Origin of the sequence: Pseudomonas sp. Q2-TVG4-2, assembly GCF_013620795.1 — a bacterium.
Classification (GTDB): Bacteria; Pseudomonadota; Gammaproteobacteria; order Pseudomonadales; family Pseudomonadaceae; genus Stutzerimonas.
Genome location: NZ_LGLW01000005.1, coordinates 425,729 through 440,332, shown reverse-complemented (window position 1 = coordinate 440,332; position 14,604 = coordinate 425,729). Strand labels below are relative to the sequence as shown.

16 protein-coding genes and 2 pseudogenes are annotated in these 14,604 nt (G+C 60.1%); 4 read left to right on the top strand and 14 right to left on the bottom strand.

The genetic code is table 11. The features are described 5' to 3' along the window. The first annotated feature begins 10 nt into the window (after positions 1-10). Genes H3028_RS13170 through H3028_RS13160 form a run of 3 tightly spaced genes read left to right on the top strand, consistent with a single transcriptional unit; the run spans position 11 to position 2,245 of the window. Positions 11-754, top strand: coding sequence for an ABC transporter ATP-binding protein (locus H3028_RS13170; RefSeq protein ID WP_181297434.1), 744 nt, complete (start codon positions 11-13; stop codon positions 752-754). Beyond that, entirely contained in the window at positions 754-1,527 is a 774-nt protein-coding gene (locus H3028_RS13165) for an ABC transporter permease (RefSeq protein WP_181297433.1), read from the top strand. Before H3028_RS13170 ends, H3028_RS13165 begins: the two co-directional genes overlap by 1 nt. 13 nt (positions 1,528-1,540) lie before the next feature. Continuing rightward, entirely contained in the window at positions 1,541-2,245 is a 705-nt protein-coding gene (locus H3028_RS13160; protein WP_181297432.1) for a transporter substrate-binding domain-containing protein, read from the top strand. Positions 2,246-2,264: 19 nt separating this feature from the next. On the opposite strand, the gene H3028_RS13155 is transcribed toward H3028_RS13160, so the two are convergent. From H3028_RS13155 to H3028_RS21295, 4 genes and pseudogenes are all read right to left on the bottom strand, one after another. Continuing rightward, positions 2,265-2,864 carry an SCO family protein gene (locus H3028_RS13155; RefSeq protein WP_181297500.1) on the bottom strand — a complete coding sequence of 200 codons (600 nt, stop codon included), beginning with the start codon at positions 2,862-2,864 and terminating at the stop codon, positions 2,265-2,267. A 20-nt stretch (positions 2,865-2,884) separates the two neighbouring features. After that, complete coding sequence (locus H3028_RS13150; RefSeq protein WP_181297431.1) at positions 2,885-3,433, bottom strand: adenine phosphoribosyltransferase; 549 nt, start codon at positions 3,431-3,433, stop codon at positions 2,885-2,887. Positions 3,434-3,450: 17 nt separating this feature from the next. Next, on the bottom strand, positions 3,451-3,888 hold the full coding sequence (locus H3028_RS13145) for a cyclic nucleotide-binding domain-containing protein (RefSeq protein ID WP_181297430.1): 438 nt from the start codon (positions 3,886-3,888) through the stop codon (positions 3,451-3,453). Positions 3,889-3,967: 79 nt separating this feature from the next. Then, a pseudogene (locus tag H3028_RS21295) lies at positions 3,968-4,197 on the bottom strand (coproporphyrinogen III oxidase); the annotation flags it as partial. 197 nt (positions 4,198-4,394) lie between these two features. On the opposite strand from H3028_RS21295, the gene nadE reads away from it, so the two are divergent. Continuing rightward, positions 4,395-5,222: an ammonia-dependent NAD(+) synthetase gene (gene nadE, locus H3028_RS13140; RefSeq protein WP_181297429.1), complete on the top strand. Its 828-nt coding sequence runs from the start codon at positions 4,395-4,397 to the stop codon at positions 5,220-5,222. 56 nt (positions 5,223-5,278) lie between these two features. Here nadE and H3028_RS13135 read toward each other — a convergent pair whose 3' ends face one another. The 10 genes and pseudogenes from H3028_RS13135 to H3028_RS21290 form a co-directional block, all read right to left on the bottom strand. After that, positions 5,279-6,004: a sulfite exporter TauE/SafE family protein gene (locus H3028_RS13135; protein WP_181297428.1), complete on the bottom strand. Its 726-nt coding sequence runs from the start codon at positions 6,002-6,004 to the stop codon at positions 5,279-5,281. Next, a complete protein-coding gene (gene ccoS / locus H3028_RS13130) occupies positions 5,997-6,206 on the bottom strand; it encodes a cbb3-type cytochrome oxidase assembly protein CcoS (protein WP_181297427.1) in 210 nt (69 codons plus the stop codon). The genes H3028_RS13135 and ccoS overlap by 8 nt, the downstream gene beginning before the upstream one ends. Positions 6,207-6,254: 48 nt before the next feature. After that, positions 6,255-8,699 (bottom strand): heavy metal translocating P-type ATPase, encoded by a 2,445-nt coding sequence (locus H3028_RS13125; protein ID WP_181297426.1) that lies wholly within the window; start codon positions 8,697-8,699, stop codon positions 6,255-6,257. Positions 8,700-8,706: 7 nt separating this feature from the next. Next, complete coding sequence (locus tag H3028_RS13120) at positions 8,707-9,210, bottom strand: FixH family protein (RefSeq protein WP_168423946.1); 504 nt, start codon at positions 9,208-9,210, stop codon at positions 8,707-8,709. Between the two features lie 10 nt (positions 9,211-9,220). After that, positions 9,221-10,633: a cytochrome c oxidase accessory protein CcoG gene (gene ccoG, locus H3028_RS13115; protein ID WP_181297425.1), complete on the bottom strand. Its 1,413-nt coding sequence runs from the start codon at positions 10,631-10,633 to the stop codon at positions 9,221-9,223. Between the two features lie 134 nt (positions 10,634-10,767). Continuing rightward, entirely contained in the window at positions 10,768-11,685 is a 918-nt protein-coding gene (gene ccoP / locus H3028_RS13110; protein ID WP_181297424.1) for a cytochrome-c oxidase, cbb3-type subunit III, read from the bottom strand. Continuing rightward, positions 11,686-11,868, bottom strand: coding sequence for a CcoQ/FixQ family Cbb3-type cytochrome c oxidase assembly chaperone (locus H3028_RS13105; protein ID WP_019339290.1), 183 nt, complete (start codon positions 11,866-11,868; stop codon positions 11,686-11,688). Between the two features lie 6 nt (positions 11,869-11,874). Further along, on the bottom strand, positions 11,875-12,486 hold the full coding sequence (gene ccoO / locus H3028_RS13100; RefSeq protein WP_168423942.1) for a cytochrome-c oxidase, cbb3-type subunit II: 612 nt from the start codon (positions 12,484-12,486) through the stop codon (positions 11,875-11,877). Positions 12,487-12,497: 11 nt separating this feature from the next. Next, positions 12,498-13,925, bottom strand: a complete 1,428-nt coding sequence (gene ccoN, locus H3028_RS13095) for a cytochrome-c oxidase, cbb3-type subunit I (protein WP_168423941.1) — start codon at positions 13,923-13,925, stop codon at positions 12,498-12,500. Between the two features lie 305 nt (positions 13,926-14,230). Beyond that, positions 14,231-14,511: pseudogene (locus H3028_RS21290) on the bottom strand (cbb3-type cytochrome c oxidase subunit I); the annotation flags it as partial. Between the last annotated feature and the right edge of the window lie 93 nt (positions 14,512-14,604).

The following is a 14,604-nucleotide window of genomic DNA, read 5'->3' as shown; positions in this document are numbered from 1 at the left end:
TCAAAGCGTTATGCAACTCAGGTTTGAAGAAGTAGACAAACATTTCGGGCAGCTCGAAGTCATCAAGGGCTTCAGCGGCGAGTTTGCCCAAGGCGAGTTGGTCGCACTGGTGGGGCCATCCGGTTGTGGCAAATCGACGCTGTTGCACCTGGTTGCCGGATTGGAGAATCCGACTGCGGGGCGCGTGCTCGCCGACGGCAAGAAGATCCCTGGCCCAAGCCCTCGGCGTACTCTGGTTTTTCAGGAGCATGCGCTGTATCCCTGGCTTTCGCTGCAGGCCAATGTCGCCATGGCGTTGGAACTTCAAGGGGCCGCCAAGGCCGATGCGTTCGAGCAGGCGAAGGCCTGGCTCGCCCGGGTCAGCCTGGACGGTTTCGAGCATTACTATCCGCATCAGGTCTCTGGCGGTATGCGCCAACGTACCGCACTGGCACGCGCATTTATCGCCAAGCCGGAAGTGCTGCTGCTCGATGAGCCCTTCGGTGCGCTCGATGCACTGACGCGCATGGCTCTGCAGGATGTGCTGCGTGAGCTGATCGATGAGCATCAACCCACGGTGCTGTTGGTCACCCATGACGTTGACGAGGCGTTGTACCTGGCCGATCACATACTTGTATTCAGCGCGCGCCCGGCAAGAGTGCTGAAGACCTTCAATTTCACCCACTGCGAAAAAAGCCACGATCTTTCCGAATTTGCAGCCGAGCGGCGCGAGATTCTGCGGTTGTTGGGCATCAAGACGGAGGTAGGGCACTGATGAGCCAGGGACGTCGCCTTACCGGGCCCAAAAAATACCTCGCCGTGGTGCTGGCGATTCTTTTCATTCTGCTGATCTGGCAGATCGCGGCATGGAGCCTGCCGGCGTTTCTGATGCCAGGCATTCCCGTGGTTTTTGAACGGCTGTTTGCCACCGTTCAGGAGCCTGCGTTCCGTGACGGGTTGTACGGCAGCATGAGCCGGCTGGGCAGCGGCTACAGCTTTGCATTGCTGTTTGGTATCGGTTTTGGTCTGGTGGGAGGGGTGCTGTTCTTCTTTCGCGAGATCTTGCGCTCGGCCATCGTAATTCTTCAATCGATTCCGTCCATCGCCTGGGTGCCGCTATTTCTTATCGTGATGGGCTTCGGCAATCTGCCCATCATCGTCGTGGTTGCATTGGCCGCCTTCTTTCCGATGGCGCTGTCGGTGATGAATGCCACCGAAAGCGTGCAGCCGGTCCATGTGGCTGCCGCCCGGGTGATGGGCGCATCGCGTTGGCAGCTGCTGCGGCGCGTCTATCTGCCTGCGGTCATGCCGGAGCTGATCACCGGGGCACAGCTGGCCTTCGGTAATGCTTGGCGTGCGCTAATTTCGGCGGAAATGCTGATCGGTTTCGGTCAGGGGCTGGGGCGCTCCCTGGCCTATTCCGGCGAGATTGCTGACATGGTCGGTGTGATGATGAACATCCTGGTGATCGCCATTCTCGCGACCCTGATTGATCAGGTGGTGCTGGAAAAGTTCAAACAACGGATGCTTCGCTACCAGTACGTCTGAGAGGTGCGCCGTGATGCCTTGTCTGCTGCGGCTGATGCTCGTGCTGATAGTCCCGATCAGGGTGCTGGCTGCGCCTCTGGAAGCCGTGCCGGTTGGCGATTATCGACCACTGAAAGCGGCGGAAACGGAGTTGGTCGCCGAGGGGTTCGAGGCCTCTTGGCTGGCTGGGCTGGCTGAGGCACTGGGTCGCGATATTGCGCTGGTCGACACGCCCGCGCAAACCGATCTACGTATCGGAGCGGTTGCATCGGGACCTTCTTATTATTCCAGCGATGTCGGGGCGCTGACGGCAGCCGAAGCGGGCCCTACTGACTGGGCGGACCTAGCCGACAAGCCGTTCTGCATCACGGCGGGAAGCCCTCATTCAGCTATTGTCGTGTCCCGCTTTGGCGGCATTGCTCGCGTCTATCCCAGTGCGGCACAAGCGCTGATCGGGCTGAAGCTCGGCGAATGCCAGGCGGTGGTGGATGATCGTCTGTTGCTGCAACAGATCGCCGTTCTGCCCGAGTGGCGTCGCTACAACCGGCTACTGCCAGAGCTGGAAGAAGCCACTCTTACGCTGCGGATCGAGGCGGAAGACGCGACACTGCGACAACAGATCGAGCAGATCATATCCAGCGATCAAGGCCAGAGGACGCTGGCTGAGATCACTCAGCATTGGATCGACGAAGTCGCCTTCCAGGCCTATGTGCTCGCTGAAACGTTGGACTGTCACTAAGGACTGTCCGGAAGGAATCTCACTCGGCTTCGATTAGCTGAGGCAAGGCCTGGCGCAGCCCGTCGAGCTTGAGCGGGGCGCGGATATGGCCGCGAAGACTTCCGTCGGGGCCGACAATCGCCAGATTCCCGCTGTGGCTGACGCTGTATTCGCCCCCGGTTTCCGTTGCCGGGATGAAAGGAAGGCCCAGCGCTTTGGATAGCTTCTGCAGTTGCGCCATATCGCCCGTTAATCCCTTGAAGCCCGCTCGGTAATAATTCAAGTAAGTGCGCAGCGCTTCGGGCGTGTCGCGTGCCGGATCGGCGCTGACCAGCACCAGCTGGAGTTGTTCGCGAGCCTCCCGTGGCAACTGGCCGAACAGCCGGCGCATATCGCTCAGCGTGGTAGGGCAAACGTCCGGGCACGCCGTGAATCCGAAGAACAGGAGATGCCAGCGGCCGCGCAAAGCATCGGTGCTGATGGCCTGACCCTGTTCATTTATCAGTTCCACATTCGGTAACTGCCGCTCGCGCGGCAGAAGCAGCAGGTTGGCCTCATCAAGCAAGGCGTTGCGATCGAATGCATGCGAAATTGAGCTGCATGCAAGCAGGCCCAGCAGCGCTGCGCAGCGAATGGTCATCGCTGTCTTGCGGAACACGGCTAGCGCTCGTTCAGCTCGAACGCGGTGAGGGTGAAGGTGGGGATGCCCATGTCTTGCAGTTTGCGTGATCCCCCCAGTTCGGGCAGGTCGATGATCGCAGCGGCTTCATGAATCTGCGCGCCCATGCGGCGAACCAGTTGAGCAGCGGCCACCAGCGTGCCGCCGGTTGCGATCAAGTCGTCCAGTAGCAATACCGAATCGCCTTCGCAGAGGCTGTCTGCGTGGACTTCGAGGAAGGCTTCTCCGTACTCGGTGCTATAAGAGGCTGCCAGCACGTCGGCCGGGAGTTTGCCTTTCTTGCGGAACAGAATCAGCGGTCTGTTCAGTTCGTAGGCGATTATCGAGCCGATTATGAAACCACGAGCGTCCAGTGCACCAACGTGGCTGAAGTCGGTTTCGACATAGCGTTGGATCAGGCTGTCCGCCACCATGCGCAGGGCTTTTGGCGATTGCAAGAGTGGCGTGATGTCTCGGAATACTACGCCTGGCTTAGGGAAATCCGGGACCGGGCGAATCAGTTTCTTGATGGAAAACTCGTCGAAAATCATAACGGGCTCCGGGCGCGTCAAGCGTCCATGTTTCCGCCCGCGAGGGCGCATAGGCGAATGGAATCGAGGATGCGTACTTCCTTGCCTTCGGCTTCCAGCAGGCCGTTCGCCTGCCAGCGGGTAAATACATGGGACACCGTCTCGACTGCGAGGCCCAGATAGCTGCCGATTTCATCGCTGGGCATGTGAAAGCCTGTGATTTGCTCCTCTCCAGCGCCGGCAACGCTGAAAGTGCGCAAGGCCCCGGAGCGGATGGCAAACACGGAGCTGAACGCATCGCCCTGACGGAAAAGCATTTCCCCCTTCTTCAGGGGGCGACCTCGCTTGACGATATGATCCAACGCTTCCATGTCCTGCATGTTCAACGAAAGGGGCAGACAACGGCCGGACCGGCTGCAGTCCTTGCAATGCGCTTGCGGCTGCGGCTGCTTGCGGACCTTGATCGACTCGGGCATAAGCGGTGCATGAAAAACCTTACGGGATGTGCAAGATTAACTCAGGGAGCCCTCATAGGCCAATTGGCACAAACAGTCGCAGGTTGCGCAGTTCGCCATGGCCAAGGAAGTTCGGTGTGCCGCCCAAAGTGCAACTGCTCAACCACCTGATCAGCTCCGAGATGGCAGGCGGTCAGCTCGATTTCCTTCGCCAGAGATCGAAGGGACCCAGGCGGCCAAACTGGCGAGCTGTCGGATAAGACCAATAGCGCGGCCCAGCCTGATCGTAGCGACGGATCAGGTCGGCATCCAGCGAATGGCGTCGAGCATCACGTTGTCGAATTGAATGCAGTGACGGGATTCTAGGGTGGGACGACTGACTAGACTTGATCTGTATCAAGCGAGCCTTGACGCTGCGGCCGACTCTGACATCGGTGCCAGGAAAGGGAGATTTATTCGCTGAATTGTGGTCGGATTAGTCAAACTAGGAGCCCGAACCGAATCGTCCATCCGCACAGGAGAAATTCATGCACAGCCGCCAGCAAGAGATCGCTGCCGCACTCCATGTTCGCCCACCCTTCGATAGTTTTGCCGCTGTACAGGCCGAGATCGACCGGCGAGTCGCCTTTATCCAAGCCTGCCTGCGCGAATCCGGTCTGAAGACCCTGGTTTTGGGAATCAGTGGCGGAGTTGACTCGACCACGGCAGGCCTGCTCGCGCAACGTGCGGTGGAAGGCATGCGTGCCGCAGGGGAGGGTGAAGACTACCGCTTCATTGCGGTCCGGCTGCCTTATCAGGTGCAGCATGATGAGGACGAGGCTCAGTTGGCGGTCGATACGATCAAGCCGGATGAATGCCATACGATCAACATAGGCGCCGCCGTGCAAGGACTGTCACGTGCTACTGAGGCGCTAGAAGCATTGACGCCGGAGAAGCGCGACTTCGTGCTCGGCAACACCAAAGCGCGGATGCGCATGGTGGCTCAGTACACCATTGCTAACGCTCGGCAGGGACTGGTTATCGGCACCGATCATGCGGCCGAAGCGGTGATGGGGTTCTTTACCAAGTTCGGCGACGGCGCCTGCGATCTGACGCCCCTGGCTGGCCTGGTAAAGCACCAGGTGCGTGAGCTAGCCGCCGCGTTGGGTGCGCCCGAGCAGTTGGTAAAGAAGATCCCGACGGCCGATCTCGAGGAGCTTTCTCCTGGCAAGCCGGACGAGGAGGCCCATGGAGTGAGCTACCAGAATATCGATGCCTTTCTGCAAGGCCGGTCGGTGCCCGACGAGGCGGCCCGCATCATCGTCGAGACCTACGACAAATCGGCACACAAGCGTCAATTACCGAAAGAGCCCTGACCTAATACGTGGTGTTGAGGCAGGGCTTGCCATGTGCGGCTGCCTGTTTGCCGTTTTCAGTGATGAAGATGGGCGGGTGCCTGCTGAGTCGGACCGCTGCCATGCCCCATCAGCCATTGCTGATGGGGCCCAGGGAGCGTCCATACGCCGAACAGAATGACTGTGATCCCGCCGAGTACCCGCACGCCGCGTTTACGCAATACGGCGGTAAGTCGCTCGGCCGCCAGGCCGGTTGCCAGCAGTACGGGCCAAGTGCCAATACCGAACGCCAGCATCAACAGCGCGCTGTCCAGCGCGTCGCCTTGGCTCGCGGCCCAGAGCAAGGTACTGTAAACCAGACCGCAGGGTAGCCAGCCCCAGAGCGCGCCGAGCAGCAAAGCACGCGGTATGCTCCTGACCGGCATGAGCCGGCTGGCGAATGGCTGGATATGACGCCACAGTCCCCGTCCCAACGCCTCGATTCGCGTCAAACCGCTCCACCAGCCGGCCAGGTAGAGGCCCATACTGATCAACAGCAGTGCAGCTACGACGCGCAACGCCATAGCTGCTGGGCTGTTCGCGACTGCCCAACCGGCCAGCCCGATGAGCAGACCCGCGCTGGCATAGCTGAGAACCCGTCCAAGGTTGTAAGCGATCAGGAAACGCAAACGTTTGCCGCGCTGGTCCTGCGGAGTCGCCATCGTTAGCGCGCCCATCAAGCCGCCGCACATACCCAGGCAATGTCCGCCACCCAGCAGGCCGAGTACCAGCGCAGACACCATCAGCGGTAGCAGTTCAGCCACGATCGGGCTTTCCGTCGTCGTTGCTCTTTTCCGCTTGCTCGATGCCTGCGCGATGCTTGGGGTCTTCCTCGTCGAACAGGATGCTGTGGGCGGGGCCGTCCAGATCGTCGTACTGGCCACTGTCGACCGCCCAGAAAAATACCCAGATGGCCAATGCGACCAGAACCACGGCGACGGGAATCAGAATGTAAAGTGCGGCCATAAGGGCCTCCGGAAACGGTGCGGCAAGCGAGGCAGAAAGGTCGTGGAGTTATCCTACGCCAGGCAGAGCCGGTTGTCGGGGCGGCGGCTGATCGGGCAGGCGGATCAACCGCATGGCATTAAGCACTACCAACAGCGAACTTGCCGACATACCCAGCGCCGCCCATAGCGGCGTCACCCAGCCAATGGCGGCGAACGGCAGTATCAGGCCGTTATAAAGGCTCGCCCAGGCAAGGTTCTCGATAATAATTCGGCGGCTGCGGCGCGCCACAGCGAATGCCTGTACCAGACTGCCGAGACGATTGCTGAGCAGGACAGCATCAGCGCTGGTCTTGGCCAGGTCGGTCGCCGTTCCCATGGCCACGCTTATGTCTGCAGCCGCCAGGACCGGCGCATCATTGACGCCATCGCCCAACATCAGCACCCGGCAACCCTCGGCTTGTAACCGCTGCAGATGAGCGAGCTTATCGGTTGGCGTCATCCCGCCGTGCGCATCCTCGATGCCTAGCTGCCGGGCGATCTCGCCGACCATTGGCGAGCTGTCGCCAGATAGCAGTACGGTTCTCCAGCCGCGGCGTTGGCAGGCGTGTAGCAGCTCAGGCGCGTCCTCGCGCAGACGATCATTGAGCACCAGCCACGCCAGCGGTCCGTGCGTGTCGCCCAGCAGCAGCCATTGCCCTTGGCCCCCCGGAATGGCGGGAGCGGTGCCCGCGTAACCGGCCGCAACGAACTCGGGCTGACCAATGCGCAGCGTGCGTCTCGCGACCGATCCTTGCAGGCCCAGTCCGGGAATGCTTTCCACAGTGTCAGCCGCCTGCGGCGCCCGGCCGAAGGCTCTGGCAATCGGATGCTCGGAGCGGTTTTCCAGCGCGGCGGCCAGCTCCAGACAGGCGCTGGCGTCCAGCTCGGCCAGCGGGCGAACCTCGCGCAAGGTCAGACGTCCTTCGGTCAGAGTGCCGGTTTTGTCGAAGATCACGGTGTCAATGTGGTTGAGCCCCTCCAGGACGTGCCCGCGGGTAAGCAATAGCCCAAGTTTATGCAGCGTTCCGGTGGCTGTTGTCAGAGCGGTCGGAGTCGCCAGTGACAGGGCGCAGGGGCAGGTGGCGACCAACAAGGCGAGGACGATCCAGAACGCGCGTTGCGGGTCGATCTGCCACCAGACGAGGCCGACGACAGCGGCTGTCAACAGCACGATCAGCAAGAACCATTGCGCGACCCGGTCGGCCAGTTCGGCGAGGCGCGGCTTGTCCGACTGGGCGCGTTCCAGCAGGCCGACAATGGCGGACAGGCGAGTGTTGTCACCCAGCGCTTTGACTTCGATGGTCAGCGCGCCTTCGACGTTGAGTGTTCCGGCGGTGACGGCGTCACCAACGCTTCGTGCCTGCGGCAGATATTCGCCGGTGAGGACCGATTCGTCGATGCTCGACTGCCCGCTGAGGATACGGCCATCCGCCGGGATCAGTGCGCCTGGATGCACCAGTACCTCATCGCCGAGTTGCAGCTCGCTGAGCAGAATGCGCACCGTTTGGCCGTCTTCGGCAAGTTTCAGGCAGGACGCCGGTAACAAATTGACCAGCTGTGCGGTGGCTGCGGCGGTGCGTTCCCGGGCGCGACGCTCGAGAAAGCGTCCGGCAAGCAGAAACAATGCGAACATGCCCACGGCGTCGAAATACAGTTCGCCCTGACCGGTTATGGTCGACCAGATGCCGGCGACATAGGCACCGCCGATCGCCAGTGAAACCGAAACGTCCATGGTCAGGTGGCGGGTGCGTAGATCGCGCAGCGCACCCTTGAAGAAATCGGTGCAGCAATAGAAAACGATAGGAGTGGTCAGCAGCAGGGCGGTCCAGCGCAGGATGCTGGCCATCCCTGGCGAAAGGTCGATATTGAATTCCGGCCAGGTCGCCATGGTCGCCATCATCACCTGCATCCATAGCAACCCGGTCACACCCAGTTGGCGCATGCTGCGTCGATTTTCCTGGGCAAGGCGCTCGGCGGCCTGATCGGCCTGGTAGGGATGTGCGGCGTAACCGATGCGCCGCAGCTCGGCGAGCAGTTCGCTGAGCGGCAGGGTCGCATCGTTCCAGCGCACCCGCAAACGATGGCTGGAAAGGTTCAGGCTGGCCTCGGTGATGCCGTCGAGTCCGCGCAGGTGTTTTTCTATCAGCCAACCACAGGCGGCACAGCTGATGCCTTCGATCATCAGGGAGGTGCTAGCCAACTCTCCTTGGCGCTGCACGAACGGCTGTTGCACGTCCTTGCGGTCGTACAGCGCCAGCTCTTCGGTAAGTGCCTGCGGTAAAACGCCGGGATTGATGGAGGCATCGCTGCGATGCAGGTAGTAGCTCTCCAACCCGCCCAGAACGATCGCCTCTGCGACCGCCTGGCAGCCCGGACAGCACATTGCCCGCTGCTCGCTGAGCACGCGGGCCTGATAAGCGCTGCCGACAGGGACCGGCAGGCCGCAGTGATAGCAGGGGGTTGGACTCGCCATTGATTGATCAGTAGCTCAGTTCGAGTGTCTGGCCGCTTACGATTTCCTTTTCCTCGAACAGGCGCCAGTCCTGATCACCCTCGCGACCGAGCAGTTCAACGAAGCGCCTACCGGTGACCGGCTCCTGCATCTGCCCCTGATAGAAGCCGTTGCCCTGAGGCTGGAGAACAATGCGGCGATCGCGTTCGGGCTGAGTCGGGGAGAGCAGATTCAGCACCAATTGCTGCGGTCCGCTGTGACCGCTCAGCTGTACTTCGGCCAGCCCGCGCTCGTCGTTGAGCGTCAGCTGAGCTTGTAGTTGCAGACGCTCGGCGAGTTTCTCGCGCTCCAGTGACTGGTTGATGCCCTTGCCGGCGTCGTAATAGTTATCCGATACCAGGGTATCGGCATTGCGGATCGCGATGGTAAGCATCGAGGTGCCGAGAATTACCGATATCAGCAAGATGCCAATGACGAACCAGGCCCAGAACTGGGTGTACCAACGGGTGTTCTCTTGGTCTGAATTACTCATGTGCTACCTGTCAGCGAATGCTTGGGCCGATGAAACGGCTTTCCGCTTCGTCTTCGATTGAGGAATCATCCGCCGACTTGACGTGGAAGACGATGTCGTTGGTGCTCGAGGGAAGCTGCTCGGGGGCAACCGAAAGCTCCACCGGAACGGTGACCAGTTCACCGGCCTCGGCGCGGATCTCATTGCGCCCTTCATACTGCAGACCATCCAGGCCAGTGGCCTCGATAACGAAGGTCTGCCCATCTTGAGCCTTGTTCATCACCTTCAGCGTGTAGACGTTCTCGATCCTGCCTTGCTCGTTTTCACGATAGAGCACGCGATCCTTGAGAACGTCGAGCTTGACCAGAGAGCGATCGGTGACTGCGTAGACGAACACACCCATCATGGCGACCAGCGCAACGGCATAGCCCATCAGGCGCGGCCGGGCCAGGTGGGTTTTCTGCCCCGACAGGTTGTGCTCGGTGGTGTAGCTGATCAGCCCGCGAGGGTAGTTCATCTTGTCCATGATGGTGTCGCAGGCATCGATGCAAGCCGCGCAGCCAATGCATTCGATCTGTAGGCCGTCGCGGATGTCGATGCCGGTGGGGCAAACCTGTACGCACATGGTGCAATCGATGCAATCACCGAGTCCCATGGTCTTGTAGTCGGCCTCCTTCTTCCGTGGCCCGCGGCGCTCGCCGCGACGCGGGTCGTAAGAGACGATCAACGTGTCCTGGTCGAACATCACACTCTGGAAGCGTGCGTAGGGGCACATGTAGATGCACACCTGCTCACGCAGATAACCGGCGTTGCCGTAGGTCGCCAGGGTAAAGAAACCCACCCAAAACAATGCCCAGCCGCCCACTTGGAAGTTCAGCAGATCAGGCACCAGATCTCGGATCGGGGTGAAGTAGCCAACAAAGGTGACAGCGGTAGCCAGAGAGACGCCTAGCCAAATCGAATGCTTGGCCAATTTGCGTAGAAACTTGTTGGCACTCATGGGCGCCTTGTCGAGCTTCATGCGCTGGTTACGATCACCTTCGGTGACTTTTTCAGCCCACATGAAAACCCAGGTGAACACGCTTTGGGGGCACGTATAGCCACACCAGACGCGGCCGGCGAACACAGTGATGAAGAACAGCCCGAACGCGCAGATGATCAGCAACGCCGACAGCAGAATGAAGTCCTGGGGCCAGAACGTGGCGCCAAATATGTAGAACTTGCGCTCGGGCAGGTCCCACCAGACAGCCTGGCGGCCGTTCCAGTTCAGCCACACGGTGCCGAAATAGAGCAGGAAGAGCAGCGCACCGCCTGCGAGTCGCAGATTACGGAACAGGCCGGTGAAGGAGCGGGTATAGATTTTTTCGCGAGCGGCATAGAGGTCGGATGATGCGTTGACCTTGGCCGGGGGAGTTACATCATGAACGGGGATTTGCTCGGACATCGAATACGTACCACGGCGGAGGGTGAGCGTCCCGGTCGATACATGCCGACCGGGATCCTTAACTGACCTGCTGCAAATGGTACGCCTCGATGGCTGACATCAGGTGCGACCGTGGGTCGCGCCTGGATTGCCTGTCAGTCCTCCGACTGTTGCGAGAGGCTGTACACATAGGCCGCCAGCAGGTGCACCTTGTCGTTACCAAGGATGTGCTCCTGGGCTGGCATGCGGCCGTTACGGCCGTAGCGCAGGGTCTGCTGAATCTGTCCGAAGCTCGAGCCGTAGAGCCAGACGTTATCGGTCAGGTCCGGTGCGCCCATGGCTTCCGTGCCTTTACCTTCAGATCCATGACAGGCTACACAGTTGGCGGCAAAGATCTTTTGACCCTGCTCAATGTCAGCGTTGATGCCTTCGGGTATTTCCCGGCCGGCCAGGGTGCGGACATACCCGGCAACGTTGCGAATGCCTTCCTCGCCGATGACATCGCGCCATGCAGGCATTGCAGCCTGACGCCCGCCCATGATGGTGGTCTTGATGGTCTCGGGGGCGCCGCCCCACAGCCAATCGTTGTCCGTCAGGTTGGGGAAGCCGTAAGCGCCCTTAGCGTCCGAGCCGTGGCAGACGGAGCAGTTGGATGCGAACAGGCGACCGCCCATCTTCAGGGCTTGCGGATCCTGAGCGGCTTCTTCGACGGGCATCGATGCGAACTTGGCGTAGAGCGGGCCGTATTGCTCGTTCGCCTTATCCATTTCGCGCTGCCATTCCTTCACTTGGGTCCAGCCGCCTTCGTAACCCGGCATCACGCCTTTCCAGTTACCCAGGCCCGGGTACAGCACCAGATAACCGAGGGCGAAGATCACCGTGGCGACAAACAGCATGAACCACCAGCGCGGGAGCGGGTTGTCGTATTCCTCGATGCCGTCATAGGAATGGCCGACGGTTTCTTCGGTGCTGTCGTGGCGTTGTCCCTTGCGAGTCGCGAGCAGCAGCCAGACCAGTGCGGCAATGGTCCCCAGGCTCAGCAGGGTGATGTACCAACTCCAAAACGAGGTCATTTATTTCTTACTCCTGGAAGCTTCTTCATCACGCTTCTTGGCGTCGGGCTCGTCTGCGAAGGGCAGGTTGGCAGCTTCATCGAAGCTTTTCTTGCGCTTGCTGCTATAAGCCCAGAGCACGACGCCAATGAAGGCGACGAAAACAAGAATGGTGCCCAGACCGCGAAGAGTCCCGATATCCATGGTGCGTTACCGTTTGTTGGTGAGTGCAGTGCCGAGTACTTGCAGGTAGGCGACGAGGGCATCCATTTCGGTTTTGCCCTTGACCGCGTCCTTTGCACCGGCGATGTCTTCCTCGGTGTAAGGCACGCCTACGCTGCGCAAGGCTTCCATCTTCTTGGCGGTGTCCTTGCCATCGAGGCTCTGCTCGACCAGCCAGGGGTAAGAAGGCATCTTCGATTCAGGCACGACGTTGCGCGGGTTGTAGAGGTGCGCACGATGCCAATCATCGGAGTAGCGGCCGCCAACGCGGGCCAGATCCGGACCGGTACGCTTGGACCCCCACAGGAACGGGTGGTCGTATACGCTTTCGCCGGCAACCGAGTAGTGACCGTAGCGCTCGGTCTCGGCGCGGAACGGACGGACCATCTGCGAATGGCAACCGACGCAGCCTTCGCGGATGTACAGGTCACGACCTTCGAGCTGCAGCGCGGTGTAGGGCTTCATCCCTTCAACCGGCTCGTTGACTACGTCTTGGAAGAACAGCGGAACGATCTGGGTCAGACCGCCGATGCTCACGGCCAGGACCATGAACAGCGTGAGCAGACCGATGTTTTTTTCAACTAATTCATGATTCTTCATTTATCGGTTCCTCAAGCGATCTGCGCAGCGGCTTCGTACTCGGCCGGCTTGGCGGCACGCACGGTGCGCCAGGTGTTGTAGGCCATCAGCAGCATGCCAGTGACGAAGAAGACACCGCCGACCCAGCGAACAACAAAGCCGGGGTGGCTGGCTTCCAGTGCTTCAACGAAGGAATAGGTCAGCGTGCCGTCTTCATTGATCGCACGCCACATCAGGCCCTGGGTGATGCCGTTGACCCACATCGAGGCGATATAGAGCACGGTGCCGATGGTGGCCAGCCAGAAGTGGGCGTTGATCAAGCCGATGCTGTGCATCTGCCCGCGCGCGAACACCTTCGGAATCAGGTGGTATATGGCGCCGATGCTGATCATCGCAACCCAGCCGAGCGCACCGGCGTGAACGTGACCAATAGTCCAGTCGGTGTAATGGGACAGCGCGTTGACGGTCTTGATGGCCATCATCGGACCTTCGAAGGTCGACATGCCATAGAACGCCAGGGAGACCACGAGGAAGCGCAGGATCGGGTCGGTGCGCAGCTTATGCCAGGCGCCCGACAGGGTCATCATGCCGTTGATCATGCCGCCCCAGCTTGGAGCCAGCAGGATGATCGACATCACCATGCCCAGGCTCTGTGCCCATTCAGGCAGCGCGGTGTAGTGCAGGTGATGTGGGCCGGCCCAGATGTACAGAGTGATCAGCGCCCAGAAATGAACGATCGACAGGCGGTACGAGTAGACCGGACGGCCCGCCTGCTTCGGAACGAAGTAGTACATCATGCCCAGGAAGCCGGTGGTCAGGAAGAAGCCCACGGCATTGTGGCCGTACCACCACTGAACCATCGCATCGGTCGCACCCGCGTAAATCGAGTAAGACTTGAACCAGGTCACCGGCACTTCTAGGTTGTTGACGATGTGCAGCATCGCCGTCACCAGAATGAAGGCGCCGAAGAACCAGTTACCAACATAAATATGGCTGACCTTCCGCTTCATGATGGTGCCGAAGAACACCAGCGCATAGCTGATCCAGACGATAGCCAGCAAGATATCGATCGGCCACTCCAGCTCGGCGTATTCCTTGGAGCTGGTGAAGCCCTGCGGCAGCGTAATTACCGCGAGCACGATTACCGCTTGCCAACCCCAGAAGGTGAACGCTGCCAGGCCATCGGAGAACAGCCGTACTTGGGAGGTGCGCTGAACCACGTAGAGGGACGTGGCCATCAGAGCACAGCCGCCAAAGGCGAAAATGACAAGGTTGGTATGCAAGGGGCGCAGGCGGCCGAAGCTGGCCCACGGCAGGTCGAAGTTCAGCTGAGGCCACACGAGCTGTGCGGCAATGAACACGCCCATTCCCATCCCGATAATTCCCCATACCACCGTCATGATGGCTAATTGGCGAACCACCTTATAGTTGTATGCAGTCTCACTTATTGCTGTGCTCATGCAAGGCTTCCACGCTAAATGGCATATCAAGGGGGCAAAAACGGCGGCAAGTATGGAGAAAGGAGGGGGGCAATGCAATCAACGCCCAGGCCATCTCGTGCCGTTCGGACCCTGATTCCAAGCCTTTTCCATGCTCTTTGCAGGGTCGTTTTTCACATCAGGCCGATGTGTTGAATCGAGGGCTTCGCCTTGTAGTTCTGCGGGGGGCGGCGAGTGGGGAGGAATATAGAAGCAGCAAGGCTGAAGGGCAAACAGCCGAGGGATCGGACGGTCTGCGACAGAGCGTCGCACTGTGGCTTTTTTCGCAAGAACTTGTAATGCAGGTGATGCGGGCCAGCCCAGATGTACAGGATGATCAGCGCCCAGAAGTGAACGATGGACAGGCGACAGGAATACACAGGGCGTTCTGCCTGCTTGGACACGAGGAAGTGCATGATCCGAGGAAGGGCAGTCAGAAAGAACCCCACAGCATTAGTGGCCCTACCAACTGGACTATCGCGTCGGTCGCGCCCAAATAGAGCGAGTAGGACATCGCCGTGACCGGTATCTCTAGGTTGTTGACCACGTGAAGCACGGCGAGGCGAAGCGGCGGGCCAGCTTATAGTCGTGAGCGGTACTGTTTGCTGTGTTCATGTATGGCTTCCATCCACGGTAACGAGCATGTTTTTGTTGCGGTAAA